Genomic DNA, 26,291 nt, shown 5'->3' on the forward strand with positions numbered 1-26,291 from the left:
CCTTTCGTGGCGACGCCGAAACCCGGAGGCGGCGGGGCGCCTCCGGGATCGGACAGGTTCTGGCCCCTCGGGCCGGCAAGGGCAAGACGGGTCAGCCGGGCTGCAGGGCGATATCCTCGATCAGGACGGCGGTCAGCGGCAGATCGGTGACCGCCTGGCCTGCCGCGCGCAGGCTTTCGCGCAGCAGGGCCAGGTTCCGGTCGGCCGTATAGTTGCCGTCGAACCCGCCGGTATTGGCATGGATCATCAGGGCCCGCAGCAGGGCGTCGCGCAGGGCGTGCTCTTTCTTGGCAAGGGCGGGCGCGCTGGCGGCGTCGGTCTGCAGCGTCAGCGTCAGGATCATGATGTCGCGCATGTCCCCCTGGCGCACCAGCGGCACGAAGAACTGGGTCGGAAAGGTGAACCAGCCGGCCTCGGCGGGAACGGCGTGATCATCGTCACCGGCCGCCGCATGGTCGCCGGTGGCCGGGTCCTCGCCCGCCGCGGCGGCATCCACGCCGGTCTCATCGACCGGGGCGGGGCCGCGCAGCATGTCGCCGCCGAAGGCGCCCCCGACAAGGGCCAGGACCGGCAGGGCGAGGGGGATGAGTTTGCGGATCACGGGCGCACCTCAATAGGGCAGGATGATGTCGGCGATCTGCTGGCCATAGCGCGGCTGCTGCACATCGGTGATCTGGCCGCGCCCGCCATAGGAGATGCGGGCCCCGGCGATGCGGTCATAGGCGATCTCGTTGCTGCGATCGATGTCGGCGGGCCGCACGAAGCCGCTGACCGTCAGCTCGCGGATCTCGAAGTTCACCCGGACCTCCTGGGTGCCCTCGATCTGCAGCGTGCCGTTGGGCAGGGTGTCGACGACCGTCGCGGCCACGCGCAGGGTCAGCTCGTCCCGGCGGGTGATGGTGCCGTTGCCCCGATACGAGGACGAGGACGACGCATCGGCCAGATTGTCGAAGCTGGCGCCTTCGGGCAGCTTGTCGGACAGGCGTTGCGGGATGCCGACCATCTGCGGGATTGACAGGCTTTCCCCCGAGGTCCGGTTGCGGCCCGAGCTGTTCGAAATATTGGCGCTGTCGTCGATCTCGATCACCACGGTCAGGATGTCGCCCCGGATGGCCGCCCGGCGGTCGCTGATCAGCGAGGATTGCGTTCCGGCCCAAAGCGAGGCGGCAGCCTCGGGACGCCCCGAATCCAGCGGCAGGTGCAGCGGCGGATTGGTCATCGCCAAGAACTCCTCGGTCTCGCGCGGCGAGCTCAGCTCGGGCGGGCGGCCGACATGGGCGGCGCGGGCGCAGCCCGAGACGGCAAGGGCGAGGCACAGCAGATGCAGGGGTCTCATCGGTCTTCCTTTCACGGGGTCACCGCCAGCGTGCCGTCGGACATCACCTGCGCGCTGACGGTACTGCGCGAGCCCATGTTCATCACCCGGATCAGCTCTCCGGCGGCGCCGTCGGACAGGGCCCGGCCCTCGGTGTCGATGCGCAGCGCGCCGCGTTGGAAGGACAGGCGGACGATCTGGTTGCGGGTGATCAGCCGCGGCGGTCGCAGCATGTTGGCATGCAGCGGGCGGCCCTCGTAGACGGTGATGCGGGTCTGCATGCCGATGGCGGCGGACGGGTCGGTCAGGCTAGGGCGGTCAGTGTCGATGACGGTCAGGTCGGCCGCGGCGATGACACTGCCGGCGGGTAGGGTCCGTGCCGCGCCCAGTCCGCCGGCGGCGACCGCGCCGGGCAGCAGCGCCAAGGCCAGGATCAGGGCCCGCATCACCGCACCTGCGCGGTGGCGCCGAGCATCTGGTCGGCGGCGGTGATGACCTTGGCGTTCAGCTCGTAGCCGCGCTGCGCCTTGATCAGTTCGGTGATCTCGCGCACGGCATCGACCGAGCTTTCCTCCAGATAGCCCTGCCGCAGGGTGCCCAGACCGTCCTGGCCCGGCGCCACGACCTGCGCCCCGCCCGAGGCGGCGGTCTCGATGAACAGGTTCGATCCGATCGCCTCCAGCCCTTTCTCGTTGGCAAAGCCGGCCAGGGTCAACTGGCCCAGCATCTCGGGCTCGACCCGGTCGCTGAAATAGGCATAGACCTCGCCGCCCGCGCTGATCGTGATGGTGCGGGCATCGTCGGGGATGGTGATGTCGGGCACCACCGGATAGCCGTCCGAGGTCACGACCTGCCCCTCGGCCGAGCGTTTGAGCCCCCCGTCGCGCGTATAGCCCGAGATGCCGGAGGGCAGCGTCACCTCCAGATAGCCGTCGCCCTCGATGGCCAGGTCCAGATCGCCGCCGGTCTGGGTCAGGGCGCCCTGCTGCAGGTTCACGCTGACGGCGGTGGGGCGCACGCCCAGGCCCAGCTGGACGCCCGCCGGGATGACGGTGCCATCGGCGGCGGTCACGCTGCCGGGGCGGGCGGCCTGCTGGTAATGCAGGTCGGCGAATTCGGCGCGCCGGGCGTTGTAGCCGGTGGTGGACATGTTGGCGAGGTTGTTCGAGATGACCTCGACGCGGGTCTGCTGGGCGCTCATGCCGGTGGCGGCGATCTGCAGGGCTCTCATGGGGGCTCCTTATCGGGTCATGGCGGTGATCGCGCCGCGGATCCGCTGATCCTCGCGATCCAGGAAACTCTGGCCCAGCTCGTAGGCGCGCTGGACCTCGATCATGCGGGTGATCTCGAAGACCGGGTCGACGTTCGACTCCTCCAGAAATCCCTGGCGGATGCGGCCGTCGGGGACCGGCTCGGGCTCGCCCTCAAGGGTGAAGGCGGTGCCGCCCTGCCGGGTCAGGTCGACCCCCTCGGGGGGCGCGAAGAGGCCGATGCGCCCGAAGGGCAGCCCGTTCGAGGACAGGGTCCCGTCAGGCCCGACCGCCACCGTGCCGGCGCCTGCCGGCAGGATGATCGGGCCCTGCCCCTCGTCCAGCAGGCGGTGGCCCTCCGAGGTCATCAGCTCGCCCTCGGGCGAGGGGGTGAAGGCGCCGGCGCGGGTCAGGCGCAGGCCGTCCGGCGCCTCGACCAGGAAAAATCCGGCGCCCTCGATCGCCAGGTCCAGGGTGTTGTTCGTCTGGGTCAGCACGCCCTGGGTCAGGTCCAGCAGGCGGCCGCGGGCATGGGCCATGGACAGCGTGTCGCCCCGGCGGTCCAGCGCGGCCAGATGCTCGGCGAAGATCACGCCCTCGCGGCGGAACCCCGCGGTGTTGGCGTTGGCGATGTTGTTGGCCACGACGCGCATCTCGGCCATCAGGCCGGACTGGCGGGACAGGCTGGCATAGACGGCGTTGTCCATGTCAGCTGCCCGCGATCAGGGGAATGATCTCGCCCAGGTAGAAATCCGACAGGGCGGTGGTCATGAAGCTCATCGAGACCCAGAAGACGACCAGCATCAGCCCCACCTTGGGCACGAAGGTCAGCGTCATCTCCTGCACCGAGGTCAGCGCCTGGAAGAGGCCGATCACCACGCCCGCGACCAGCGCCACGCCCAGCATCGGGGCCGAGATGCGGACCGAGATCAGCAGCGCCTGGCGCAGCATGTCGAAGAGGACCGTCTCGCCCATCACACGGGCATCCGCAGGATGTCCTGATAGGCCTCGACCACCTTGTCGCGGATGGCGACGACGGTGTTCAGCGTCAGTTCGGCCTCGGCGATGGTCTGGACCAGCTGCTGGGTGGTGACCTTGCCGGTCATCGCCCCGGTCGAGACCTCGTCGACCATCGCCATCTGGGCGGCGAAATCCTCGGCGGCCTGGCCCACCCGTTCCAAGGTGCGCGCGCCGGTCCCGGGTTCGGGGGCGACGGCCTGGCGGGCGGCGGAATAGGCAGTGGCGGCGTTCAGTCCGGACAGCATGGCGGCACCTTTCTAGCGGCGAAGAAGATCAAGAAGCGACGCGCCCATCTGGCGGGTCTGTTCGAACATGCGCAGGTTGGCCTCGTAGCTGCGGCCCGCCTCGCGGCTGTCGGCCAGCTCGATCACCAGATCGACGTTGGACCCGTCGTAATACCCGTCCGGGTCGGCCATCGGATGGGCAGGGTCGTGGATGCGCGGCAGCACCGTCTGGTCCAGCCGCATCCGCCCCGCCGCCACCTCTCCGGTCGGGCGGCCGAAACGCACCGCCTCCTCGAAGGTGACCATCTTGCGGCGATAGCCGGGCGTGTCGGCATTGGCGATGTTCTCGGCCGTGTGGCGCAGGCGTTCGGTCTGCGCGCGCATGCCCGAGGCGGCCATCCTGAGGGGCGAGATCGGATCGGTCATCGGCGTCCCTCCCTACCTGCGGCCCAGGCTGGCCCGCATCAGGTCCAGCCCCGAGCGGTAGACGGCCAGCGACAGGTCGTGATGGCGCTTGACCTCGGCGGCGCGGACCATCTCCTCCTCCAGCGAGACCGAGTTGCCGTTGGGCGAGACGGGACCCGCGACCTGGATCACCCGCGCCTCGGCGGGCGACCAGTCCGGGCTGGCCAGATGGCGGGGATGGCTGACCTTCAGCGGCCCCGACCCGTCGTCGCGCCGATAGGTCTGGGCAAAGTCCTGCAGGTCGGTGGCCCGGTAGCCGGGCGTGTCGGCATTGGCGATGTTGCGCGCCACCTCGACATGGCGCTGCTGCACGTGCAGCCCCATCGCCCGGGCCATCCGCATCATCTCGATCTGGTCAAACATGAGGCTTCTCCTCAATTCCGCTAAACCCGGTCTTAACCTGCAGAGGTTTAGAAATCGTTTCGAGGATGCCGCCCGCATCGCCCGAAAAGGACCGCCCGATGGATAAACTTGACTCGATCGCCCGCCGCCTGTCGCAGCTGCGGCTGGTCACCTATCACGGCCGCGTCCAGTCGATCCGCGCAGGGCTGATCAGCGTCGAGGGGCTCAACGACCGCGCCTCGGTGGGCGACCGGGTGCGCATCGCGCTGGCCGGGGGCGATCTGGGCGGCGAGATCGTGGGCCTGACCCCGCGCAGCGCGCAGGTCCTGCCCGAGGGCACGATCGAGGGCCTGTCGGTCGGCGCCGCGGTCGAGCTGCTCTTCGCGCCGCGAATCGCCCCCTCGGACGACTGGATCGGGCGGATCATCGACCCGCTGGGCCAGCCGCTGGACGGGCGCCCGCTGCGCCCCGGCCCGGTCGCGCGCGGCTTTCGCAGCGAGGCGCCCGATGCCGTCACCCGCCGGCGGCTGGGGGGGCGGCTGGCCACGGGGATGGCGGTCTTCGACACGCTGCTGCCGGTCGTCGCGGGGCAGCGGATCGGGCTGTTCGCGGGCTCGGGCGTGGGGAAATCGTCGCTTCTGTCGCAGATGGCGCGCGGCGTGCAGGCCGATGTGGTGGTCATCGCCATGATCGGCGAGCGGGGGAGGGAGCTGCGCGAGTTCGTCGACAAGACCCTGGGCCCCGAGGGGATGGCGCGGGCGGTGATCGTCACCGCGACCTCGGACCGCTCGCCCCTGGTGCGGCGGCGCTGTGCCTGGGCCGCGATGACCGTGGCCGAGCATTTCCGCGACCAGGGCCGCCACGTGCTGTTCCTGGCCGATTCGATCACCCGCTTTGCCGAGGCGCATCGCGAGATCGCCCTGGCGGCGGGCGAGCCGCCCAGCTATCGCGGCTTTCCGCCCTCGGTGTCGAACCTGATCATGGGCTTGGCGGAACGTGCCGGGCCGGGGCCCGAGGGGGCGGGGGACATCACCGGGATCTTCAGCGTACTGGTGGCGGGGTCGGACATGGACGAGCCGGTGGCCGACATCCTGCGCGGCACGCTGGACGGCCATGTGGTGCTGGACCGCGCCATCGCCGAACGCGGGCGCTATCCGGCGGTGGACGTGGTGCGGTCGGTGTCCCGCTCTCTGCCCGACGCCGCCAGCGCGGTCGAGAATGCGCTGATCGCCCGCGCCCGCGTCGCCCTGGGCGCCTATGCCGAGTCGGAGCTGATGATCCGCGCGGGCCTCTACGCGCCCGGATCGGATGCCAAGCTGGACGAGGCGGTGCGGCTGTTTCCCCAGCTGGACGATTTCGTGACCCGCCGCTGCGGTTCGGTCGCCGACAGTTTCGCCGCGCTGGAGGCGGCCTTGCGCCTGCCGGTGCGGTCGCGGGCCTGAGCCCTGTCCATGAAACCAACTTGAATTTCGGCGCGTTTGAAGGACTAATGAATGTTAGAATTCCTCCACCGGGCATTGCGCCCGGAATCCCGATTTGCAACTGTCCGGTTGCCGAGAAAGTAGGGGCGGAATGGCAATTACTGAGTATTTTGTTCGGTTTCTTCAACGGCGAGACACCCTGCCAGAGCGCGACTTGGCCCGCCTGAGATCCCTGCGAACCGAGCATGTAAGCTTTGCCCCCGGAGAGGTGATCGTCCCCGCCGACCGGCTGGCGCATCGCAGCTGCATGATGCTGCGCGGCATGTCGGCCCGGTCCCACCGGCTGGTGGGCCGCCCCGACGAGCGCGTGATCACGGCCCTGCACGTGCCCGGCGACTTCGTGGACCTGCACGGATTCGTGCTTGCCGGCCTGGAGCATGCCGTGGTCGCCGTGGGCCCCGCCGAGGTCGAGTTCATCGACCACGAGGAGCTGACCGAGATCACCGAGAACTTCCCCCACCTGACGCGGCTCCTGTGGATGGCGACGCTGATCGACGCGGCGGTGCACCGGCAATGGCTGGTCGCGGCCGCCTCGCTGCGCTCCAGCGCGCATCTGGCGCATCTTCTGTGCGAGCTTTACAGCCGCCTGAACGCGGTCGGGGCGTCCGCCGATCACCGCTTCTCGCTGCCGCTTCTGCAGCGCGAGCTGGCCGACATCCTGGGCTATTCGCCCATCCACGTGAACCGGGCGGTGCGCGATCTGCGCGACCGGGGGCTGATCCGCTGGTCGGGGGCCGACATCCGGATCCTCGACTGGAAGGGCTTGGCGATGCTGGCGCGGTTCGACCCGACCTATCTGGACATGGAGCGGCAGAGCCGCTGACGCGGCCCTATTCGCACAGCCGCCACCCGCCGTTGCGGGCGGCGATGTCCAGATGCAGGTGGTCGTCATGGGCCGCGTTCGATCCCGGCCCCAGCACGGTCGAGAACATCAGGCAGGCCGTGCCGCGCGCCGCCGCCAGAAAGCTCTCCTCGGGATTGCCGTCGCCGACCCGGGGCTGCACCGGCACCGGGTCCGCCCCCTCGAAGACGAAGCCCATCACGTCCACCGCATTGCCGTAGCCGTGTTCCGAGGGCTTGGGATCGGCCGCGCCCGTGCCCACCCGGTCGCGGCACTGATAGGCGGGGCCGGTCTGCAGCGCGACCAGCCGCCCGCCCTCGGGCAGGGCGGCCGCCGCCGGGCGCAGGAAACCCTGCACCCACAGCGCCAGCGACCGCGCCGTGGCGCAGCGCATGACCGGGCTGCCGGTCAGCTCGACCCCCGGCAGGATCTCTGTCACGCGGATCGGCCGGGCGATGCCGCAATCGCGCAGGTCGGGATCGGTGACCGGCGGCTCGGGGGTGAAGCGGGTGCCCAGCACGCTCAGCGCCATCCGGCAGGCGGTGGTCTCGCCATCGCTTTCCGCCAGGGTGAACCAGACGGGCGGGGGCGGGGGGCCGAAAGGCTCGCCGATTGCGGCGGTCTCGGGCGCGGTGTCGTCGGCGGGGCCGTCGTCCCCGGCGACCTCCGCGGCGGTGCGGCCCTCGGCGGCCCCATCGTCAGGGGCGCCCTCTTCGGGAGGCGTCGGATCGGCGGCCGTGACATCGGCCGGCGCCTCGGCACCCCCCTCGGCCTCCGCCCCGGCATCCTCCGGCCCCAGCTCTAACGGTCGCTCGGGCGGGCGGTCGCCGTCGGGCAGGACCTCCGCCGCCTCGGCGGGCGGGCGGTCCTGCGCGGCGGCGGGCAGGGCCACGGCCAGCGCCAGGATCAGCGCCAGATGCCGGGCGGCGCTCACGGCTGCGCCTCGTCCGGCAGCGGGACCACGAAGCCCTCGGGCAGCGCGCCGGTCAGCGCCTCGCTCAGCGGATCGGCGGCGGGATCGCCCGGGACGGGCGTCACCGGCGCGGCGGGCTCGGTCGGGGTCTCCAGCCCGTCCAGCAGGACCGTGGCGGGGTTGGCGGCCGCAGGCGCCACCGCCGCGGGCGGGGCCATCGGGTCGGGCAGGGCCAGCGGCTGCTGCGGATCGGGGGTGGCGGTCTGCACCGTGCCCTCGGGCAGGGCGATGGCCGCGACCGGCGGCGTGGTGGCGCGGCCCGCCCCGGTGACCTCGGCGATGGTGACGCCCGAATCGAGGAACTCGACCGTGGTCCCGCCGATCGCGACCATGCGCGCCAGCTCCTCGGCATCCCAGTTCGTCAGCCGCACGCAGCCATTCGAGGCGTTGTGGAACAGCTGCGAGGGCGTGGGCGTGCCGTGGATGCCGTAGGTGGGCTTGGTCAGGCCGATCCAGACGGATCCCACCGGCCCGTTCGGCCCGGGCGGGATGACCAGCGGCCTGTCGTTGCCCTCCTGCCGGAAGTTCACGTCCGGGTTGTAGGTATAGTTGGGGTTGATCGCCACGTTGCGCACCTGATGCGTCCCCGCGGGCGAGGGCGTCGCGGTCGAGCCGATGGTCGCGGGATAATCCACCACCATCTGCCCGCGCGCGTCATAGCCCGCGACGCGGCGGTTGTCCTTGTCGATGATGATCCGCGCCACCGACCCGCGGAGCGGCGGGTTGGGGGCCATGACCCGGATCGTCGCGCCGGGGGCCAGCGGCGTGCCCGGGTTCAGGAAGGCGATGAAGCGCTCGTCCATGTGGAACCGCTCGCCCAGACGCTCGGCCACGCTGGTATGGGACAGCTCGGCCATCAGCGCCTTCTCGGCATAGTCGGTGGGGATCGCGGCGACCAGCCCCGCCGCATCCTCGGGCGTGATCACGTAGGTCTGGGTGACGGGCCGCGTCGCATAGGACTGCAGCAGGTTCCAGACATGGGGGTCCATCACCCCGTCCTGCGGCAGGCCGGTGCGCCGCTCGAACGCCTTGATCGCGCTCTGGCTCATGCCGCCCTTGAACCCGTCGATGACCCCGGGCGAGGTGCCCGAGCGGTCCAGCAGCAGCTGCACCTTGGCCGTCAGCGCCGAGCGTCCGCCGGGCAGGTCGCCCCCGCCATATTGCGCCGCCTCGATGTCGTCGGCGCTGAAGGGCAGGTCCTGCTGGGCCGCCGCGGGAAGGGTGAAGCCGAGCGCAAGACACACGGCCAGCGCGAACCGGGGGGCGAAGGGGGAGGTCATGAAAGCTCCATTTGTCTGGAGGACAGCATCGGGCATATGGCGGATATCCGCCAGATGAACCATCCCTCACGTTTCGGTCAATTGGATGTTGCGTTCCGCTCTGCGGAATGGCAGCCTGCATGGTGGAACTGGGAGGAGTTTTCACCATGACTGCACCGTCTTTCACGGCGTTGATGGCGGGCGGGCTGATGGCCGCGCTGGCCACGTCCGCCGCCGCCGAAACCGTCCTCATCTATGGCGAGCCGGGTCCCAACCGGGGCGCGCGGGCCGAGGCCACGCAATGGTTCGCCGATCAGGTGGCCGAACAGTCTGCGGGCGACCTGCGCCTGGACATCACCTGGGGGGGCGCGCTGTTTTCCGAACGCGCCGCCGTGCAGTCGCTGCGCGACGGGGTGGCCGATCTGGGCAGCGTCATCGGTGTCTATTTCCCGCAGGACCTGGTGGCCTATGGCATCGCCGACCTGCCGCTGGACAATCCCGACCCCTGGGTCGGCATGAAGGCCACCGACGCGCTGATGCGCAACAACGAGCAGATCCAGGCCAATCTGGCCGCGCAGAACCTGGTCTATGTGGGCACCTACACCACCTCGGCGGTGCAGATGGGCTGCAAGGGACCGGCGGTCACCTCGGTCGACCAGCTGGCGGGCAAGAAGGTCCGCGGCGTGGGCGCCTATGGCCAGACCTTCCGCGACCTCGGCGCCACGCTGGTCGACATGACCGTCTACGAGGCCTACCAGGGGCTCGAGAACGGGCTGATCGACTGCACGCAGACCTATTCCTATCTGGTCGCGGCGCTGAAGTTCGACGAGGTCTTCGACAGCTACACCTTCATCGACTGGGGCCAGGTCGGCGCCCTGGGCATCGTCATGAACAAGTCGATGTACGACAACCTGTCGCCCGAACAGCAGCAGGTCGTGATGACCGCGGGCGAGGGCCTGGCGGACGAGTTTGGCCGCATCATCGGCGAGGCGAACGCCGAATCGATCGCCATGCTGGAAGAGGCCGGCAAGGAGATCGTCAGCTTCTCGGACGAGGACCGCGCCCGCCTGACCGAGGCCGCCCAGCCCTATCTGGACGACTGGACCGCCCGCGCCGATGCGGCGGGCCTGGACGGTGCCGCCCTGCTCGAGGAATATCGCGGCCTGATCGCGCAATATTCCGAAGAGCTGGAAAGCCAGGGCTATCCCTGGGATCGCGGCTGATCCCATGCGCCTGATCGAGCGGACTCTGCTGGACCTGGCCGTCCTGGCCCTGATCGCCCTGGGCGTGGTGATCTTCGCCAATGTGGCGATGCGCGCGGTGCTGGGCTCCAGCGTGCCCGACGCGATCATCATCGTGCGGGAGCTGATGGTCGCGGCCATCATCCTGCCCGTGGCGGCGGCGACGGCGGCGCGCAGCCACGTCGCCGTCACCTTCGTCAGCGACCGGCTGCCCGTGCGCCGCCGGTCGCAGCTGATTGTGCTGGGCCATGTGGTGGGCCTGCTGGCGCTGGCGCCGCTGATCTACGCCTCGTGGCGCGTGACGGCGCAGACCTACGGCTCGGGCGAGTTCTACTATGGCGACCTGAACCTGCTGCGCTGGCCCGGCGTGGCCCTGTTCCTGACGGGGCTGGTGCTGACCTGGGTGCGGCTGGCGATCCTGCTGGCGGGCGACCTGGCCCAGTTGCGGCGCGGCGACGCGATCCTCGACTCTGACGGAAACGAGGTGATCTGATGGATGCCATGACGATCGGACTTGTCGCGATGGCGGCGGTCCTGGTGCTGCTGGCCGCGCGCGTCCCCATCGCCTTCGCCCTGGCGGGCGTTGCGGGGGTCGGCACCTTCCTGATCTATGCCACCCGCGCGGGCGGCTGGATGCCCGACCGGGCGCTGAACCCGACTAGCTCGGTCCTGTTCTCGAACTTCTTCGACCTGGTCCATTCCTACGACCTGTCGATGGTGCCGCTGTTCGTGGCCCTGGGCAACATCGCCTTCTACGCGGGCATCACCACGCGCATCTACGACGCCGCCGCCGTCTGGCTGCGGCAGCTGCCCGGCGGCGTGGCGATGGCCTCGGTCCTGGGCTGCGGCGGCTTCTCGGCCATCTCGGGCTCGTCCATCGCCTGCGCCTCGACCATGGGCCGCATCTGCGTGCCCGAGATGCTGCGCATGGGCTATGACCCGCGCCTGGCCACGTCCTCGGTGGCGGTGGGCGGCACGCTCGGCTCGCTGATCCCGCCCTCCGTCCTCTTCATCCTCTACGGCATCTTCACCGAGACCTCGATCGCGCAGCTGTTCCTGGCGGGCATCCTGCCCGGGCTGCTGTCGCTGGCGGGGATGCTGCTGGTCATCGCCTGGTGGGTCGCCCGCGACCCCGCCGCCGCCCCGCGCGGCGAGGCCAGCGATGCCAGCCGGCTGGAGGCCGCGCTGGCCGCCTGGCCCGCCGTCCTGCTGTTCGTCGTCATCGTGGGCGGCATCTATGGCGGCATCTTCACCGCGACCGAGGCCGCCGCCGTCAGCGTCGTGCTGACCACGATCATCGGCTTCGCGCAGCGCCGCCTGACGCTGGACGTCTTCTGGCGCGCGATCCGCGAAAGCCTGACGCAGACGGCGGCGATCTTCCTGATCGCGGGGGCGGCCAAGATCTTCGTCAGCTTCGTGGCCCTGACCGGCATGGCCGGCGCGGTCGTGGGCTGGGTCGCGGATGCGGAACTGTCCTTCGCCATGCTGATGGTCGTGGTGGTGGTGATCTATCTGGTCCTGGGCATGTTCCTGGACCCGATCGGCATCATGGTCCTGACGCTGCCCTTCATGGTCCCGCTGGTCGAGGGCTATGGCCTGAACCTGATCTGGTTCGGCGTCATCGTCGTCAAGCTGCTCGAGATCGGGCTGATCACCCCGCCCGTGGGCCTCAACGTCTTTGTGGTCAGCAACGTCACCAAGTCCGTGGGGATCGACAAGATCTTCGCGGGGGTGACGCGCTTCCTGGCCATCGACATGCTGGTCCTGGTGCTGCTGATCCTCTTCCCCGTGATCTCGCTTCTGATCCCCGGATCGATGTGATGTCCGACCCCCGCCCGGCCTACGAGCAGGACCGCGCCTTCGCCAGCACGCTGGCGCGGGGCCTGTCGGTGCTGCGTGCCTTCCGGGCGGGGGATGACGGGCTGACCAATGCCCAGATCGCGGAACGCACGGGCCTGCCGAAATCCACCGTTTCGCGGCTGACCTTCACGCTGGGCTGCCTGGGCTACCTGACGCAGCCGCAGCGCGCCGACCGCTATCGCCCCGGCCCCACGCTTCTGGCGATGGGCCATGTGGCGGCGGCCTCGCTGGCCTTCCTCGATCCCGCGCAAGAGATGATGCAGGCCCTGGCCGACCGCACCGGCACGCTGGTCCTCTTCGCCGTGCGCGACCGCGACAAGGTGGCCTTGATGCGCACCTGGCGCCCGCAGCGCGTGGCCTCGATCTGGCTGGAGGTCGGGCACCGCCTGCCGGTGGGCGGCTCGTCCTCGGGCCTTGCGGTGCTGGGCGCCACCACGCAGGCCGAATTCGCGGGCCTGCTGGAGGACCGCCCCGAGAACCCCCTGGACGGCGGCACCCTGCAGGACCTGCGGCTCGAGGCGCGCGCCCAGCTGGTCGGGCAGGGCTACACCGTGGTGCGGCGCGACCTGCGCCACACCCGCACCATCTCGGCCGTGTCGGTGCCCTTCCGCTCGCCCCGGCTAGCGGGGCCGGTGGCCTTTTCCTGCGGGGCGCTGGACGACGTGCTGCCCGACGACCGCATCACGGCCGAGGTCGGCCCCGCCCTGCGCGACACCGTCGCCCGCCTGCAACGCCTCGTGGGCACCCAAGGCAGCCCCGCCTGGCCCGGCACGCCCACCGACTGAAGGACATTCCATGCCCGTCACCTATCACCGCAGCGGCGCCACCGGCGTCATCACCATCGACAACCCGCCGGTCAACGCGACCGGACAGGCGGTGCGCGCGGGGCTGATCGAAGCCGCCCGCGCCTTCGCCGCCGACGAGGGCGCACGGGCCGCCGTGATCCTCTGCGCGGGCCGCACCTGGGTCGCGGGGGCCGACATCTCGGAATTCGGCAAGCCCCCGCAGGATCCGTCGCTGCCCGACGTCATTGCCGCCATCGAGGCGCTGGAAAAGCCCGTCGTGGCCGCGATCCACGGCACGGCGCTTGGCGGCGGGCTGGAGCTGGCGCTTGGCTGCCATGCCCGCATCGCCGCCCCCGGCGCCCGCATGGGCCTGCCCGAGGTGACGTTGGGCCTGCTGCCCGGCGCGGGCGGCACGCAGCGCCTGCCGCGCCTGATCGGGCTGATGCCCGCGCTGGACATGATCACCTCGGCCCGGCAGATGGGCGCCGCCGAGGCGCGCGACCTGGGCCTGATCGACGCCGTGGCGCCGGATGATCTGACCGATGCCGCGATGCAGATGGCCGAGCGCCTGGCAGGCCAGCCCCCGCGCCGCACCTGCGATCTGCCCGCCCCGCCCGCCGATCCCGCGGCCACCGAGGCGCTGACTGCGACGCTGGCGGCCAAGCTGCCCGGCCAGATCGCCCAACGCGCCGCCGTCGATGCCGCGACCGAAGGGCTGGCCCTGCCCTTCGCGGACGGGATGGAGGTCGAGCGTGCCGCCTTCCGCGCCCTGATGGACAGCCCGCAGCGCGCCGCGCTGATCCATGCCTTCTTCGCAGAACGCGCCGTGGCCCACCTGCCGCAGATCAGGGGCGTCGATCCGCGCGCGCTCGACCGCATCGGCGTGATCGGCGGCGGCACGATGGGGGCGGGGATCGCGGCGGCCTGCCTGCTGGCCGGGCTGGACGTGACCCTGATCGAACGCGACGCGGCCGCCGCCGACACCGCCCGCGCCACCGTCGCCAAGCTGCTGGACGGCGCCGTGACGCGCGGCAAGCTGGCCGCCCCCGCGCGCGACGCGATCCTTGCCGACACCTTCCGCACCGCCACCGACTATGCGGCGCTGAGCGACGCCGACCTGATCATCGAGGCGGTTTTCGAGACGATGGAGGTCAAGCACCAGGTCTTTGCCGAACTGGACCGCGTGGCCAGGCCCGGCGCGGTGCTGGCCACCAACACCTCCTATCTGGACGTGGACGCCATCGCCGCCGCGACCTCGCGCCCGGCGGACGTGATCGGGCTGCATTTCTTCTCGCCCGCCCATGTCATGCGCCTGCTGGAGGTGGTCGTGGCCGACCGCACCGCGCCCGAGGTCACCGCGACCGGCTTCGCGCTGGCGAAGCGGCTGAAGAAGATCGCCGTGCGCGCGGGCGTCTGCGACGGCTTCATCGGCAACCGCATCCTGTCGCATTATCGCGCGGCGGTGGATGCGATGGTGCTGGACGGAGCCTCGCCCTATCAGGTGGACCGCGCGCTGACCGGCTTCGGCTTCGCGATGGGCCCCTATGCGGTCAGCGACCTGGCGGGCTTGGACATCGGCTGGATGACCCGGCAGCGCAAGGCGGCCACCCGCCACCCCCGCGACCGCGTGCCGGTCTTTGCCGACCGCCTGTATGAACTGGGCCGCCTGGGGCGCAAGTCCGGGCGCGGCTATTACCTCTATGACGGCGGCAAGCCGCAGCCCGACCCCGAGCTGGAGCCCCTGCTGGCGCAGGTCCGCGCCGATCTGGGCATCGCCCCGCGCGACTTCACCGACGCCCAGATCGTCGACCGGACGATGGCCGCGCTGGTGAACGAGGCCGTCCGCACCGTCGCCGACGGCACCGCGCTGCGGCCCTTGGATGTCGATGTGGTCATGCTGAACGGCTACGGCTTTCCGCGCTGGCGCGGCGGGCCGATGCACTGGGCCGATGCGCAGGGCCTGCCCCAGATCCTGGCGCAGATCGACGCCCTCGCCGCCGAGGATGACCATTTCTGGCAGGCCGCGCCCCTGTTGCGCGATCTGGTGGCCGAAGGGCGCCGCCTGGCCGAGCTGAACGAAGGACCCAAGCCATGAACCGACCCGTCATCGTCTCGACCGCCCGCACCGCCATCGGCCGGGCCGGGCGCGGCGCCTTCAACCGCACCCATGGCGCGGTGCTGGCAGGGGCCACCGCCCGCGCCGTCATCGACCGCGCGGGCATCGACCCCGCGCTGGTCGAGGACAGCATCTGGGGCTGCGGCTATCCCGAATACGTCACCGGCGGCAACATCGCCCGGCAGGCGGTGATCCGCGCGGGCCTGCCCGACAGCGTGGCGGGCACGACGGTCAACCGCTTCTGCGCCTCGGGCCTGCAGGCGCTGGCCATGGGCGCGCAGATGGTCGTCCAGGAAGGCGCCCGCGCCGTGCTGGTGGGCGGCGTGGAAAGCATCTCGCTGATCCAGCCCCCCGTCCGCCATTCCCGCGAGGCCTGGATCGAGGCCAACCGCCCCGACCTCTACATGCCGATGATCGAGACCGCCGACATCGTGGCCGCCCGCTATGGCATCACGCGCGCGGCGCAGGACGCATACGCCGTCCAGTCCCAGGCCCGCACCGCCGCAGCCCAGGCCGCCGGGATCTTCGACGACGAGATCATTCCGATGACCGTCACCATGTCGGTCACCGACAAGGCCACCGGCGAGAGCAGCGACCGTCAGGTGACCATCACCGCCGACGAGGGCAACCGCCCCGGCACCGCGCTGGAGGCCTTGGCCAAGCTGGAGCCCGTGCGCGGCGCGGGCCAGTTCGTCACCGCGGGCAACGCCTCGCAGCTCTCGGACGGGGCCGCGGCCCTTTTGGTGATGGACGCCGCCCTGGCCGCCTCGCTGAACCTCGAGCCCCTGGGCGCCTTTCACGGCTTCGCCGTCGCGGGCTGCGCGCCCGACGAGATGGGCATCGGCCCGATCCATGCCGTGCCGCGCCTGTTGGAACGCCACGGGCTGACGGTCCAGGACATCGACCTGTGGGAGCTGAACGAGGCCTTCGCCAGCCAGTGCCTCTATTGCCGCGACACGCTCGGCATCGACCCGGAAAAATACAACGTCAATGGCGGCGCGATCTCGATCGGCCATCCCTTCGGCATGACCGGCGCCCGCACCGCCGGCCACATCCTGCGCGAAGGCCGCCGCAGGGGCGCCCATTGGGGCGTCGTCACCATGTGCGTGGGTGGCGGCCAGGGTGCCGCCGGACTTCTGGAGATCTTCTGATGGACATGCGTTTCACCCCCGACGAGCTGGCCTTCCGCGACGAGGTCCGCGCCTTCCTTAAGGCCGAGCTGGACCCGGGCCTCGCCCGCAAGGTCCGCCTGCACGACGAGCTGACCAAGGCCGAGATGGAGGGCTGGCACGCCAAGCTGCAGGCGCGCGGCTGGCTGGCCGGCAACTGGCCCACCGAATTCGGCGGCGCAGGCTGGACCCCCATCCAGCGCCATATCTTCGAGGAGGAATCCGCCCGCGCCCATGCCCCGCGCATCGTGCCCTTCGGCATCGCCATGCTGGGCCCGGTCCTGCAGAAGTTCGGCTCAAAAGAGCAGCAGGACCACTGGCTGCCGCGCATCCTGAACGGCGACGACTGGTGGTGCCAGGGCTATTCCGAACCCGGCGCCGGGTCCGATCTGGCCGGCCTGCGCTGCGCCGCCGTGCGGCAGGGCGACCATTACGTCGTGACCGGGCAGAAGACCTGGACCACGCTCGGCCAGCACGCCAACATGATCTTCTGCCTCGTGCGCACCTCGACCGAGGGCAAGAAGCAGGAGGGGATCAGCTTCCTGCTGATCGACATGGACAGCCCCGGCGTCACCGTCCGCCCCATCGTCCTTCTGGACGGCACCGCCGAGGTGAACGAGGTCTGGTTCGACGAGGTCCGCGTGCCCGTGGCCAATCTGGTGGGCGAGGAGAACCAGGGCTGGACCTATGCCAAGTACCTGCTGACCCACGAGCGCACCAACATCGCAGGCGTGGGCTTTGCCACCGCCGCGCTGGACAACCTGCAGCGCGTGGCCCGCGCGCAGGTCCATCGCGGCCAGCCTTTGTCGCAGGACCCCCTGTTCGCCGCGCAGCTGGCCGAGGTCGAGATCGAGCTGATGGCCATGTCCACGACCAACCTGCGGATGCTGTCCCAAGCGGCGCAGGGGCAGGCGCCCGGCATCGAAAGCAGCATGCTCAAGATCAAGGGTACCCAGATCCGCCAGCGGCTGGATGCCCTGACCCGCCGCGCCTATGGCGGCCAGGCTTCGGCCCTGCCGACGCTCGGCAACGAGGGCCCGGACGGCGCCGACGAGGCCCTGTCGGCCACGGCCACCTGGCTGAACAACCGCAAGCTGTCCATCTATGGCGGCTCGAACGAGATCCAGCGCAGCATCATTGCCGGCGCCCTGGCGAAAGGATGATCCCGTGGATTTCCAGCTTTCCGACGACCACCGCATGCTGCAGGACAGCCTGCGCGGCATCCTGACCCGCCATACCGGCGAGGCGCTCTGGCCCGCGCTGGTCGAGGCCGGCGTGCCGGCGGCCCTGCTGACCGAGGACGAGGGCGGCTTCGACGGATCGGGCGCGGCCATCGCGCTGATCTTTCAGGAACTGGGCCGGGCCGGGGTGGCCCTGCCGCTGATCCCGGCCATGATCGCCGCCGCCGCCTTCGCGCAGGCGGGCCAGCCCGCCGAAGACGGCGCGGCCCTGGCCTTCGCCGATGCCGAGCCCGGCACGCGGCATGACCGGGGCGTCGCGATCTCGGTCCAGGGCGACCGCCTGACCGGGCGCAAGACCATGGTGGCGGGCGCCGAGGGTGCGGCGGCGATCCTGGTCACCACGGCGGATGCGCTGTGGCGGCTGGCGCCCGACGCGCCGGGCGTGACGATCCGCCCCTATCCGATGCTGGACGGCCAGCGCGGCGCCGACCTGATCCTGGAAGATGCCCCCGCCACCCGGCTTGGCGCCATCGCCGATTTCGGCGGCCCCCTGGCGCGCGGCGTGCTGGCCCATTCGGCGCTCGCCTTGGGCGCGATCACGGCGGCGGTCGACCTGACGCTGGATTATCTGAAACAGCGCAAGCAGTTCGGCCAGCCGCTGATCGCCTTCCAGGCGCTGGCCCATCGCATGGCCGATCTGGCGGTCGAGGTCGAACAGGCCCGTTCGGCCGTCACCAACCTCTCGGGCCATCTGGACGCCGAACCGGCGCTGCGCGACCGCCATGTGCAGGCCTGCAAGGTCACCGTGGGCCGCGTCGCCCGTCTGGTCGCCGAGGACGCGGTGCAGCTGCATGGCGGCATCGGCATGACCGAGGAATACGCGCTCGGCGGCATGATCCGCCGCCTGCTGGCCGCCGAGACGGCGATGGGCGATGCCGACTGGCATCTGGAGCGTTTCGCGCGCGGCGAACCGGCCTTCGCATGACCGGCGACCTGATCCGCGACGAGACCGGCACGCAGCGCCTGATCGGCTATGTCCTCGACGTGAGCCAGTCGGACAAAAGCGCGCGCTGCGTCCTGGATCTGGATGACCGACACCTGAACCGTCAGGGCATGCTGCATGGCGGGCTGGCCGCCACGCTTCTGGACAGCGCGATGGGGGCCACAGGCAGCCTGACGGTCGATCCGTCGGGGCGCCATCCCTTCACCACGCTGGCGCTGACGGTGAACTATCTGGCGCCGGGCCGACCCGGACAGGTCACCGCCGCGGGCCGCGTGACCGGCGGCGGCCGCTCGACCCTGTTCATCGAGGGCACATTGCGCCATCAGGACGGCACGCTGATCGCCACCGCGACCGGCGTGTTCCGAAAATCGTCCAAGGTGCCCGCATGACCGACCTGATGACCAACCCCCATTGCGAGATCAGCGATCTCGGCGACCGCCTCGTCGTGGAGAACCGCAACGCCGCGCGGCGCAACGCCCTGACGCCCGAGTTCCACGCGGGCCTGCACCACGCGCTGCGGCTGGCCGCAGACCAGCCCCGCATCGGCGCGGTCATCGTGATGGGCGAGGGCGACTTCTTCTGCGCGGGCGGCGATCTGAACATGCTGATCACCGCACAGACCATGGACGAGGAGGCCCGCCGCGCCCGCATCGACGCGCTGAACGACCTGATCCGCGCCGTGGTCCACTGCCCCCGCCCGGTGATCGCCGTGGTGGAAGGGGGCGCCGCGGGCGCCGGCCTGTCGCTGGCGCTGGCCTGCGACATGGTGATCTCGGCCCGCGACGCGCGCTTCACCGCGGCCTATGTGACGGCGGGGCTGGTCCCCGATGGCGGGCTGACGGCGGCGCTGGCCGCGGGCCTGCCGCCGCAGATGGCCGCACAGATGGCCCTGACCGGCCAGCCGGTGGGCGCCGAACGCCTGCATGCCTTGGGCCTCATCAACGAGCTGACCGACCCGGGCGAGGCGATCATGGCCGCCATGGCCTTGGCCGACCACCTGGCCCACGGCCCCGCCGAGGCGCAATCCGCGATCAAGCGCCTGCTGACCGACGCCCGCAGCGCCGCCTTCGAGGCGAGCCTGACCGCCGAACGCGATGCCATGGCCACGGCCCTTGCCGCCCCCGAGGCCGCCGAGGGCATCAGCGCCTTCCTGGCCAAGCGCCCCCCCGATTTCCGCCGCCTCCGCGAGGACAGATGACCGATCCCACCCGCATCCACCAGCTGCTCGACCGCGCCGCCGCCGCCCATCCGGACCGGCCCGCCCTGACCGACTGGAACAGGCGCGAGCTGAGCTACGCCGAGCTGACCGCCGCGATCGCCCGCACCGAACAGGACCTGCGGGATCTGGGCATGCGCCCCGGCGACCGCCTGCTGATCGTGGCCGAGAACGCGGCCTCGGTCCCGGTGCTCCTGATGGCGGCCAGCCGGATGGATGCGGTGGCGGTGCCGGTGAACGCCCGCATGACCGGCCCGGAGCTTACCAAGATCGCGGGCCATACCGACCCCCGCCTGACCGTCTATCTGGGCGATGTCAGCGACCCGGCCTCCGCCCATGCCGCGGCCGCCGGCGCCCGGCCGGTGACGCTGGCCCAGTCCGCGCTGCAGGTCGCGGGCCCCTTCGACACCACCCCCGAGACGCCCGAGCCCGGGACCGGCATGACGGCGGTGATCCTCTACACGACCGGCACCACGGGCCTGCCCAAGGGCGTGATGCTGACCCATGGCAACCTGATCTTCGGCGGCCTCTCCTCGGCCCGGCTGCGCGGGATCGGCCCCGCCGACGTGATCCACGGCGTGCTGCCGCTGACCCATGTCTTCGGCCTGACCTCGATGATGTGCGCGGGCCTGTCGGCGGGCGCGCATCTGCGCCTCCATCCACGCTTTTCGGCCGCCGCCACCCTGGACGCGCTGGCCCGCGACGTCACCGTCCTGCCCGCCGTCCCGCAGATGCACGCCGCGATCATGGCCGAGGCCCGCACCCGCGGCCTAGACCGCCTGACCGGCCCGCTGCGCTATGTCAGCAGCGGCGCCGCGCCGCTCGATCCCGACTGGAAGCGCCGGGCCGAGGCCTTCTACGGCCTCGCGCTGCAGAACGGCTACGGCATGACGGAAACCACGGCGGGCGTCACCATCACCGCCAATGCGAAGGGCGATCCCGACCCCTCGGCAGGCGTGCCGCTGCCCGGCGTGCAGATCGCACTGGACGCCTCGGTCGGGCGCGAACCCGGCACGGGAGAGGTGCTGACGCGCGGCCCCCATGTCATGCGCGGCTACTTCCGCCATCCGCAGGCCACGGCGGCCGTGCTGGACGCCCAAGGCTGGATGCATACCGGCGATCTGGGGCGGCTGGACGCGCAGGGGCGCCTGCACATCGTCGGCCGCAGCAAGGAGCTGATCATCCGCGGCGGCTTCAACGTCTACCCGCCCGAGGTCGAGGCGGCGCTGAACGACCATCCGGCGGTGCTGCAGACGGCGGTGATCGGCCATGTCCGCCCGGGCGGCGACGAGGAGGTCCTGGCCTTCTGCCAGCTGACCGCTCCGGGCGCCGTGACCGCCGAGGCGCTGGCCGCCCATGCCGCGGCCCGGCTGTCGGCCTACAAGCGGCCCACGCGGATCCTGCTGACCGGCCCGCTGCCGGCGGCGGCGACGGGCAAGGTGCTCAAGCACCGGCTGATGGAGCATTTCGCCGACCTTCTGGCCGACCTGCCGCGCGCCTGATCCGGCGCGCGGGCCACCGGTGCCCCCGAGGGCGACCGGTCCTTTGCCCCCCGTAAGGGGCGGCGCCGTCAGTCCTTCAGGACCAGCCGGTGATGCGGAGGATAGAACTGCCGGGCGAAGGACACCGGCAGGCCGTTCAGGGTGTTCACCCGCTCGATCGCCATGACCGGGGTGCCGACGGCGACCAGCAGGTTCATGGCGCAGGCGCCGGTGGCACCTTCGGCCAGAATGGAAAAGCGGCTCTGCGCCACGGGCAGCGACCGCGCCAGCCATTCCTGCGGCGGCACGGTGCCGAACAGCCGGGCGTCGGGCAGGTTGATGGCGCGGGGGTTCAGCCAGATCGCCTCGCAGCAATGCGGGCGGTCGTCGGCCATGTGGCGCGACTTGACCAGGATCATGCTGTCGCCGGCATCCACCTGCAGGGCCTGCATCGCCTCGGGGCTGGGCGGGCGCGCCAGGCAGTCGGTCATCTGATAGCCGTAGCGCGCGCCCAGGGCCTCGATCTCGTCGCGGATCACCGGCAGGGACATCATCGCGCGGCGCGACGAGGTCGCGGTGACGCGGGTGCCCACCTTGCGGCGGCGCTGCACGATGCCGCTGTCGGCCAGTTCGCGCAGCGCGCGGTTCACGGTCGCCCGGGCGCAGCCCATTTCCTTGGACAGGATCTGTTCGGTGGGGATCAGGCTGCCCGGAGGCCATTCGCCGGACCGGATGCGATCCAGCACATCGGCCCTGACAGCCTGCCAGGTGTTCAACCGGCGGCGGTCGGTCTCCGGTCCCGATGGTCGGATCAGGCCGGGGGCAGCTGCATGCAAACTAGACATATTAGGACTCGTGAAAAAACTTCTATCGATAATGAATAGACGATTTCACCGTCAGGGCCAGTTGTCCAAATCGCCAAGGGTGGGGCCTTGCCGCCCTGCCCACACAACCGGAAACCCTTTTCTTTTGCGACCGCTCTGCTAGATGCAGGTCCTGCAAGGACGACGGCGGACCGATGCGTTTCATTCCCACACGACATTCGGGTCCGGCGGTCCCGCAGGCCGCGGCACTGACCTCCTGGGGGGTGCTGGTGGCCATTAGCCTGTGCCATATGGTCAATGACGTGATGCAATCGATGCTGGCGGCGATCTATCCGCTGCTGCAGGTCGAATTCGCGCTGTCCTACACCCAGATCGGGATCATGACATTCGCCTTCCAGGTCACGGCCTCGCTGCTGCAGCCGCTGATCGGCATGGCCACCGACCGCCATCCGCAGCCCCGCTCGCTGCCCTTCGGGATGATGTCCACCCTGACCGGGGTGGTGCTTCTGGCCTTCGCGCAGCGCTACGAGATGCTGCTGGCGGGCGCGATGCTGATCGGCATCGGCTCGGCGGTCTTCCATCCCGAAAGCTCGCGGGTGGCGCGGCTGGCCTCGGGCGGGCGCTTCGGCACGGCGCAGTCGCTGTTCCAGCTGGGCGGCAATGGCGGGCAGGCGATGGGACCGCTGCTGGCGGCCTTCATCGTGGTGCCGCTCGGCCGCCCCGCCGTGGCGTGGTTCGCGGTCGCCGCGGCGCTTGGCGCCGCGATCCTGTGGCAGGTGGGAACCTGGGCCGAGGAACGCCGCCGCGCCAGTGCCGCCACCGCCGACCGGACCCTGCACCTGCCGCGCAAGACGGTCATCCGCGCCATCGCCGTGCTGGCCCTTCTGGTCTTCACCAAGAACATCTACAGCGCCTCGATGACCAGCTATTTCACCTTCTTCACCATCGACAAGTTCGGCCTGTCGACCCAAGGGGCGCAGATCATGCTGTTCCTGTTCCTCGCCGGCATGGCGGGGGGCGTGATGCTGGGCGGCGTGATCGGCGACCGGGTGGGGCCCCTGACCGTCATCTGGGTGTCGATCCTGGGCGTGCTGCCCCTGACGCTGGCGCTGCCGCATGTCGGGCTGGTGCCCACGGGCATCCTCGCAGTGATGATCGGGCTGATCCTGGCCTCGGCCTTCCCCGCCATCGTGGTCTTCGCGCAGGAACTGGTGCCGGGCCGCACCGGCATGATCGCGGGGCTGTTCTTCGGCTTCTCCTTTGGCATGGGCGGGATCGCGGCGGCGGCGCTCGGCGTGCTGGCCGATTCGCGGGGGCTGGAGGCGGTCTTCCTGATCTGCTCGGTCCTGCCGGTGCTGGGCCTGCTGACCGTGCTGCTGCCGCGCGGCGCGGCGCAGCGCGCGTGACGGACCCCGTCATCATCCATATCGGCCCCGACGGGCCCGTCGACCGGGCGCTGGCCAGGCTGTTCCGCGCCAACGGCCATGTCGCGGTCTGCCACGAGGGCGGGCGGCTGGCCTCGGACATCCTCTATGCGATGGGGCAGGGCACCGCGCCCCTGACCGACTGGCCGCAGGCGCGGCTTGTCGCGGGGCTGTTCCGGCACAAGCCGCTCTGGCGCCCGCCGCTCGAGGCGTGGCGCTGCGCCGCCTTCCTGCGCGACCGCCTGCCCCATGCCCTGTTCCTGCTGACCGTCCCCCCGGTCGAGCCCTGGTCGCTGACCCGCGTAGGCTCGGATGCGCTGGCCTGCCATGCCTTCGACCAGGCCCATCGCCCCGATCCGCTGCCCCCCGTCGCCCTGCCGGCCCTGTGGCAGGAACAGCTGCAGGACCATCTGGACCGGATGCAAGAGCTGTTCGCGGATGATCCGCGCCTGATCGTCGTGGATCTGGCGACCTGCCCCCCCGCCGATCTGGCCGCGCGGCTGGAGGGGGTCCTGCCTCTGCCCAAGGTGCCCGCCGCCCGCTGGCCCGACCCCGCCCCGCCGGCCTCGGGCGCGCGGCTGATGGCGCTCTTCGACCGGCCCGACCCACCCTCCGCCCCGCCGGGCTGGGCCGAGGATGTGGCCCGCTTCTGCCTGTCCGGGCTGGACCCGCAGGCGCCGGGCGGCATCGCGGGCCTCTCGCCCCTGGCCTGCCACTGGGACGGGCAGCAGGTCCGCACCCGCGGCGGCGCGCTGCGGCAGTTCACCGAAGTCGCGCCCCCCGGCCAGCCGCCTTTGGCCCTGGCGCGCGAGGGGCGGCATTTCAAGCTGGTCCGGGCCGAGGGCGTCCTCAACGACATCCTGCGCCTGGAGCGCCGCGACCCGGTCTGGATCGACATGGAGGACAGCCGTTGGTTCGGCAGCCCCCAAGGCGAGCCGCTGGACCGCCCCGTCCTCTGCCACAACCGCCGCGCGGGGGCGGTGAACGCGGTCCTCTGGCCCTTGCCCGACCAGCACGCCATCGGCCTGCCGGGCTTCGACCCCGCCAGCCCCCCCGACGACATCCCCTTCGACGAGAAGGAGGACCGGCTGGTCTGGCGCGGCATGATCTCGGGCTCGGAAATGAGCCCCGGGGTCCGGCCCCGCTCCGCCAGCCATTCCTGGCTCGCCCGCCTGTCCGAGGCCGCCACCCCCGAGGCGCGCGAGGCCGCGTGGGACGGCCTCTGCCGCACCAACCGCATGGACTTCATCCGGCGCTTCCAGGGTCATCCCGACATGGATGTGGGCATCGTCATGGCCCATGCCTTCCGCGCCTACGCGCAGGACCCGCTGCTGGCCCCCTATTGCCGCCCGCGCATGACCCGCGCCCAGATGCGCCGCTTCCGCTATCAGCTCTGCCTGACGGGCTACGACCACGGCTCGAACTTCATCCCGGCGCTGGACAGCCATTCGGTGCTGCTGGCCGAGGATGACGGCTGGCAGGTCTTCTATTCCGGGCGCTTCCGGCCCTGGCAGCATTTCATCCCGGTGGCCCGCCACCTGACCGACCTCGAGGAGAAGCTGGCCTGGGCCCGCGCCCACCCGGACGACTGCCGCGCCATGTCGCAGGCCGCCCGGACCGAGGCCGCGCATCTGCGCGACCCCACGGCCCGCGTCCGGCTGATGCAGCTGATCCTCGACGGGCTGGCGCAGGCGCGCTAGAACCGCCGCCATGACCACGATCCGCATCGAAGCCCTGACCGCCGCCGCCTTCGCCCCCTTCGGCGAGGTGCTGGCCCCCCGCGCCACCGCCGACCGCCTGATCAACGCGGGCCGGTGCGAGCGTCACCACGCCCTGGCCACCGTCGAGCGCGGCGGGGGCGAGGCGATCCTGTCGATCTTCCGCAGCGCGCCCGTCAGCCTGCCCCATGACTGCACGCTGCTGGAACGCCACCCCCTGGGCTCGCAGGCCTTCATGCCGCTCGGCCCCGATCCCTGGCTGTCGGTCGTGGCCCCTGATCTCGATGGCCGCCCCGGCACGCCCCGCGCCTTCCTGGTGCCCGCGGGCACCGGCGTGAACCTGCGCGCGGGCACCTGGCACGGCGTCCTGACGCCCCTGGACCGCGCCGCCGATTTCCTGGTCGTCGACCGCGAGGGGACGGGCACCAATCTGGACGAAGTCACCATCCCCGCGGTGCGGATCACCGCATGACCCCCGACTATGCCTTCGAAGCCGAGGCCCTCGCCCGGGGCGCGCGCCGGGTGGCGGGCGTGGACGAGGCCGGGCGCGGCCCGCTGGCGGGCCCGGTGACGGCGGCGGCGGTGATCCTGGATCCCGCCAACATCCCGCCCGGCCTCAACGACAGCAAGCAGCTGACCGCCAGGCGCCGCGAGGCGCTTGCCCTCTGGCTGATGGCGCATTGCGACTGGTCCGTGGCCCATGTCGACGTGGCCCAGATCGACGCGCTCAACATCCTGCGTGCCAGCCATCTCGCCATGTGTCGCGCGCTGGCCGGGCTGCGCCAACGCCCCTGCCACGTGCTGGTCGACGGCAACATGCTGCCCCGCGACCTGGACCTGCCCGCCACGGCCGTGGTCAAGGGCGACGCGCGCTGTGTGAGCATCGCCGCCGCCTCGGTCCTGGCCAAGGTGACGCGCGACCGCATCATGGTGGATTTGGCGCAACAGCACCCCGGATATGGCTGGGAGGCGAATGCCGGTTACCCCACTCCGGCGCACAAGCGCGCCCTGCTAGATCTGGGGGTAACCCCACATCATAGGCGCAGCTTCGCCCCCGTCCACAATATCTTGTGTAAAGCGCAATTGATAAGTGGCTGATTCGA

The 26,291-nt window shown here is 71.0% G+C and carries 29 protein-coding genes; 17 read left to right on the top strand and 12 right to left on the bottom strand.

Features of this window, described 5'->3' with window-relative positions:
• Positions 1 to 91: 91 nt before the first annotated feature.
• From E4191_RS01455 to E4191_RS01495, 9 genes are read right to left on the bottom strand one after another with little or no spacing between them, the layout of a single operon-like run.
• Positions 92 to 601 carry a hypothetical protein gene (locus E4191_RS01455; protein WP_135311830.1) on the bottom strand — a complete coding sequence of 170 codons (510 nt, stop codon included), beginning with the start codon at positions 599 to 601 and terminating at the stop codon, positions 92 to 94.
• 9 nt (positions 602 to 610) lie between these two features.
• Complete coding sequence (gene flgH, locus E4191_RS01460; protein WP_135311831.1) at positions 611 to 1,336, bottom strand: flagellar basal body L-ring protein FlgH; 726 nt, start codon at positions 1,334 to 1,336, stop codon at positions 611 to 613.
• Between the two features lie 11 nt (positions 1,337 to 1,347).
• Complete coding sequence (gene flgA, locus E4191_RS01465) at positions 1,348 to 1,761, bottom strand: flagellar basal body P-ring formation chaperone FlgA (protein ID WP_135311832.1); 414 nt, start codon at positions 1,759 to 1,761, stop codon at positions 1,348 to 1,350.
• Positions 1,761 to 2,546, bottom strand: coding sequence for a flagellar basal-body rod protein FlgG (gene flgG / locus E4191_RS01470; RefSeq protein ID WP_135311833.1), 786 nt, complete (start codon positions 2,544 to 2,546; stop codon positions 1,761 to 1,763). Before flgG ends, flgA begins: the two co-directional genes overlap by 1 nt.
• Before the next feature lie 9 nt (positions 2,547 to 2,555).
• Positions 2,556 to 3,272: a flagellar hook-basal body complex protein gene (locus E4191_RS01475; RefSeq protein WP_135311834.1), complete on the bottom strand. Its 717-nt coding sequence runs from the start codon at positions 3,270 to 3,272 to the stop codon at positions 2,556 to 2,558.
• Between the two features lies 1 nt (position 3,273).
• Positions 3,274 to 3,540, bottom strand: a complete 267-nt coding sequence (locus tag E4191_RS01480; RefSeq protein WP_135311835.1) for a flagellar biosynthetic protein FliQ — start codon at positions 3,538 to 3,540, stop codon at positions 3,274 to 3,276.
• Positions 3,540 to 3,830, bottom strand: coding sequence for a flagellar hook-basal body complex protein FliE (locus E4191_RS01485; protein WP_135311836.1), 291 nt, complete (start codon positions 3,828 to 3,830; stop codon positions 3,540 to 3,542). The genes E4191_RS01480 and E4191_RS01485 overlap by 1 nt, the downstream gene beginning before the upstream one ends.
• 12 nt (positions 3,831 to 3,842) lie before the next feature.
• Entirely contained in the window at positions 3,843 to 4,235 is a 393-nt protein-coding gene (gene flgC / locus E4191_RS01490) for a flagellar basal body rod protein FlgC (RefSeq protein WP_135311837.1), read from the bottom strand.
• A gap of 12 nt (positions 4,236 to 4,247) precedes the next feature.
• Complete coding sequence (locus tag E4191_RS01495; RefSeq protein WP_135311838.1) at positions 4,248 to 4,637, bottom strand: FlgB family protein; 390 nt, start codon at positions 4,635 to 4,637, stop codon at positions 4,248 to 4,250.
• A gap of 98 nt (positions 4,638 to 4,735) precedes the next feature.
• Between E4191_RS01495 and E4191_RS01500 the strand changes: the two genes are divergently transcribed.
• Together E4191_RS01500 and E4191_RS01505 are read left to right on the top strand one after the other, a co-directional pair.
• Positions 4,736 to 6,058 carry a FliI/YscN family ATPase gene (locus E4191_RS01500; RefSeq protein WP_135311839.1) on the top strand — a complete coding sequence of 441 codons (1,323 nt, stop codon included), beginning with the start codon at positions 4,736 to 4,738 and terminating at the stop codon, positions 6,056 to 6,058.
• A gap of 193 nt (positions 6,059 to 6,251) precedes the next feature.
• Entirely contained in the window at positions 6,252 to 6,920 is a 669-nt protein-coding gene (locus tag E4191_RS01505; protein ID WP_228461442.1) for a Crp/Fnr family transcriptional regulator, read from the top strand.
• A gap of 7 nt (positions 6,921 to 6,927) precedes the next feature.
• On the opposite strand, the gene E4191_RS01510 is transcribed toward E4191_RS01505, so the two are convergent.
• Both E4191_RS01510 and E4191_RS01515 read right to left on the bottom strand, forming a co-directional pair.
• Entirely contained in the window at positions 6,928 to 7,872 is a 945-nt protein-coding gene (locus E4191_RS01510; RefSeq protein ID WP_135311841.1) for an extensin-like domain-containing protein, read from the bottom strand.
• Entirely contained in the window at positions 7,869 to 9,191 is a 1,323-nt protein-coding gene (locus tag E4191_RS01515; RefSeq protein ID WP_228461444.1) for a L,D-transpeptidase family protein, read from the bottom strand. The genes E4191_RS01510 and E4191_RS01515 overlap by 4 nt, the downstream gene beginning before the upstream one ends.
• 146 nt (positions 9,192 to 9,337) lie before the next feature.
• On the opposite strand from E4191_RS01515, the gene E4191_RS01520 reads away from it, so the two are divergent.
• From E4191_RS01520 to E4191_RS01570, 11 genes are read left to right on the top strand one after another with little or no spacing between them, the layout of a single operon-like run.
• Positions 9,338 to 10,393 carry a C4-dicarboxylate TRAP transporter substrate-binding protein gene (locus tag E4191_RS01520; protein ID WP_228461446.1) on the top strand — a complete coding sequence of 352 codons (1,056 nt, stop codon included), beginning with the start codon at positions 9,338 to 9,340 and terminating at the stop codon, positions 10,391 to 10,393.
• Positions 10,394 to 10,397: 4 nt separating this feature from the next.
• Complete coding sequence (locus E4191_RS01525; RefSeq protein ID WP_135311842.1) at positions 10,398 to 10,904, top strand: TRAP transporter small permease; 507 nt, start codon at positions 10,398 to 10,400, stop codon at positions 10,902 to 10,904.
• Positions 10,904 to 12,232, top strand: coding sequence for a TRAP transporter large permease (locus tag E4191_RS01530; protein WP_135311843.1), 1,329 nt, complete (start codon positions 10,904 to 10,906; stop codon positions 12,230 to 12,232). The genes E4191_RS01525 and E4191_RS01530 overlap by 1 nt, the downstream gene beginning before the upstream one ends.
• Complete coding sequence (locus E4191_RS01535; RefSeq protein ID WP_135311844.1) at positions 12,232 to 13,056, top strand: IclR family transcriptional regulator; 825 nt, start codon at positions 12,232 to 12,234, stop codon at positions 13,054 to 13,056. Before E4191_RS01530 ends, E4191_RS01535 begins: the two co-directional genes overlap by 1 nt.
• 10 nt (positions 13,057 to 13,066) lie before the next feature.
• Positions 13,067 to 15,151 carry an FAD-dependent oxidoreductase gene (locus E4191_RS01540; protein WP_135311845.1) on the top strand — a complete coding sequence of 695 codons (2,085 nt, stop codon included), beginning with the start codon at positions 13,067 to 13,069 and terminating at the stop codon, positions 15,149 to 15,151.
• Positions 15,148 to 16,323, top strand: a complete 1,176-nt coding sequence (locus E4191_RS01545; RefSeq protein ID WP_135311846.1) for an acetyl-CoA C-acyltransferase — start codon at positions 15,148 to 15,150, stop codon at positions 16,321 to 16,323. Before E4191_RS01540 ends, E4191_RS01545 begins: the two co-directional genes overlap by 4 nt.
• Positions 16,323 to 17,504: an acyl-CoA dehydrogenase family protein gene (locus tag E4191_RS01550; RefSeq protein WP_135311847.1), complete on the top strand. Its 1,182-nt coding sequence runs from the start codon at positions 16,323 to 16,325 to the stop codon at positions 17,502 to 17,504. Before E4191_RS01545 ends, E4191_RS01550 begins: the two co-directional genes overlap by 1 nt.
• Before the next feature lie 4 nt (positions 17,505 to 17,508).
• Positions 17,509 to 18,507: an acyl-CoA dehydrogenase family protein gene (locus tag E4191_RS01555; RefSeq protein ID WP_135818114.1), complete on the top strand. Its 999-nt coding sequence runs from the start codon at positions 17,509 to 17,511 to the stop codon at positions 18,505 to 18,507.
• Entirely contained in the window at positions 18,504 to 18,914 is a 411-nt protein-coding gene (locus E4191_RS01560) for a PaaI family thioesterase (RefSeq protein ID WP_135311849.1), read from the top strand. Before E4191_RS01555 ends, E4191_RS01560 begins: the two co-directional genes overlap by 4 nt.
• Entirely contained in the window at positions 18,911 to 19,723 is an 813-nt protein-coding gene (locus tag E4191_RS01565) for an oxepin-CoA hydrolase, alternative type (protein WP_228461448.1), read from the top strand. The genes E4191_RS01560 and E4191_RS01565 overlap by 4 nt, the downstream gene beginning before the upstream one ends.
• Positions 19,720 to 21,243: a class I adenylate-forming enzyme family protein gene (locus E4191_RS01570; RefSeq protein WP_135311850.1), complete on the top strand. Its 1,524-nt coding sequence runs from the start codon at positions 19,720 to 19,722 to the stop codon at positions 21,241 to 21,243. Before E4191_RS01565 ends, E4191_RS01570 begins: the two co-directional genes overlap by 4 nt.
• Positions 21,244 to 21,311: 68 nt before the next feature.
• Here E4191_RS01570 and E4191_RS01575 read toward each other — a convergent pair whose 3' ends face one another.
• The gene (locus tag E4191_RS01575; RefSeq protein WP_135311851.1) at positions 21,312 to 22,067 is read right to left on the bottom strand and encodes a GntR family transcriptional regulator; all 756 of its coding nucleotides are present in this window, start codon (positions 22,065 to 22,067) and stop codon (positions 21,312 to 21,314) included.
• 173 nt (positions 22,068 to 22,240) lie between these two features.
• On the opposite strand from E4191_RS01575, the gene E4191_RS01580 reads away from it, so the two are divergent.
• Genes E4191_RS01580 through E4191_RS01595 form a run of 4 tightly spaced genes read left to right on the top strand, consistent with a single transcriptional unit; the run spans position 22,241 to position 26,286 of the window.
• Entirely contained in the window at positions 22,241 to 23,452 is a 1,212-nt protein-coding gene (locus E4191_RS01580; RefSeq protein WP_135311852.1) for an MFS transporter, read from the top strand.
• Entirely contained in the window at positions 23,449 to 25,170 is a 1,722-nt protein-coding gene (locus E4191_RS01585; RefSeq protein ID WP_135311853.1) for a glycosyl transferase family 90, read from the top strand. The genes E4191_RS01580 and E4191_RS01585 overlap by 4 nt, the downstream gene beginning before the upstream one ends.
• 10 nt (positions 25,171 to 25,180) lie before the next feature.
• Positions 25,181 to 25,660 carry an ureidoglycolate lyase gene (locus E4191_RS01590; RefSeq protein ID WP_135311854.1) on the top strand — a complete coding sequence of 160 codons (480 nt, stop codon included), beginning with the start codon at positions 25,181 to 25,183 and terminating at the stop codon, positions 25,658 to 25,660.
• Positions 25,657 to 26,286 carry a ribonuclease HII gene (locus E4191_RS01595; protein ID WP_135311855.1) on the top strand — a complete coding sequence of 210 codons (630 nt, stop codon included), beginning with the start codon at positions 25,657 to 25,659 and terminating at the stop codon, positions 26,284 to 26,286. The genes E4191_RS01590 and E4191_RS01595 overlap by 4 nt, the downstream gene beginning before the upstream one ends.
• Positions 26,287 to 26,291: the final 5 nt, after the last annotated feature.

This window comes from Paracoccus liaowanqingii (assembly GCF_004683865.2).
GTDB lineage: Bacteria > Pseudomonadota > Alphaproteobacteria > Rhodobacterales > Rhodobacteraceae > Paracoccus > Paracoccus liaowanqingii.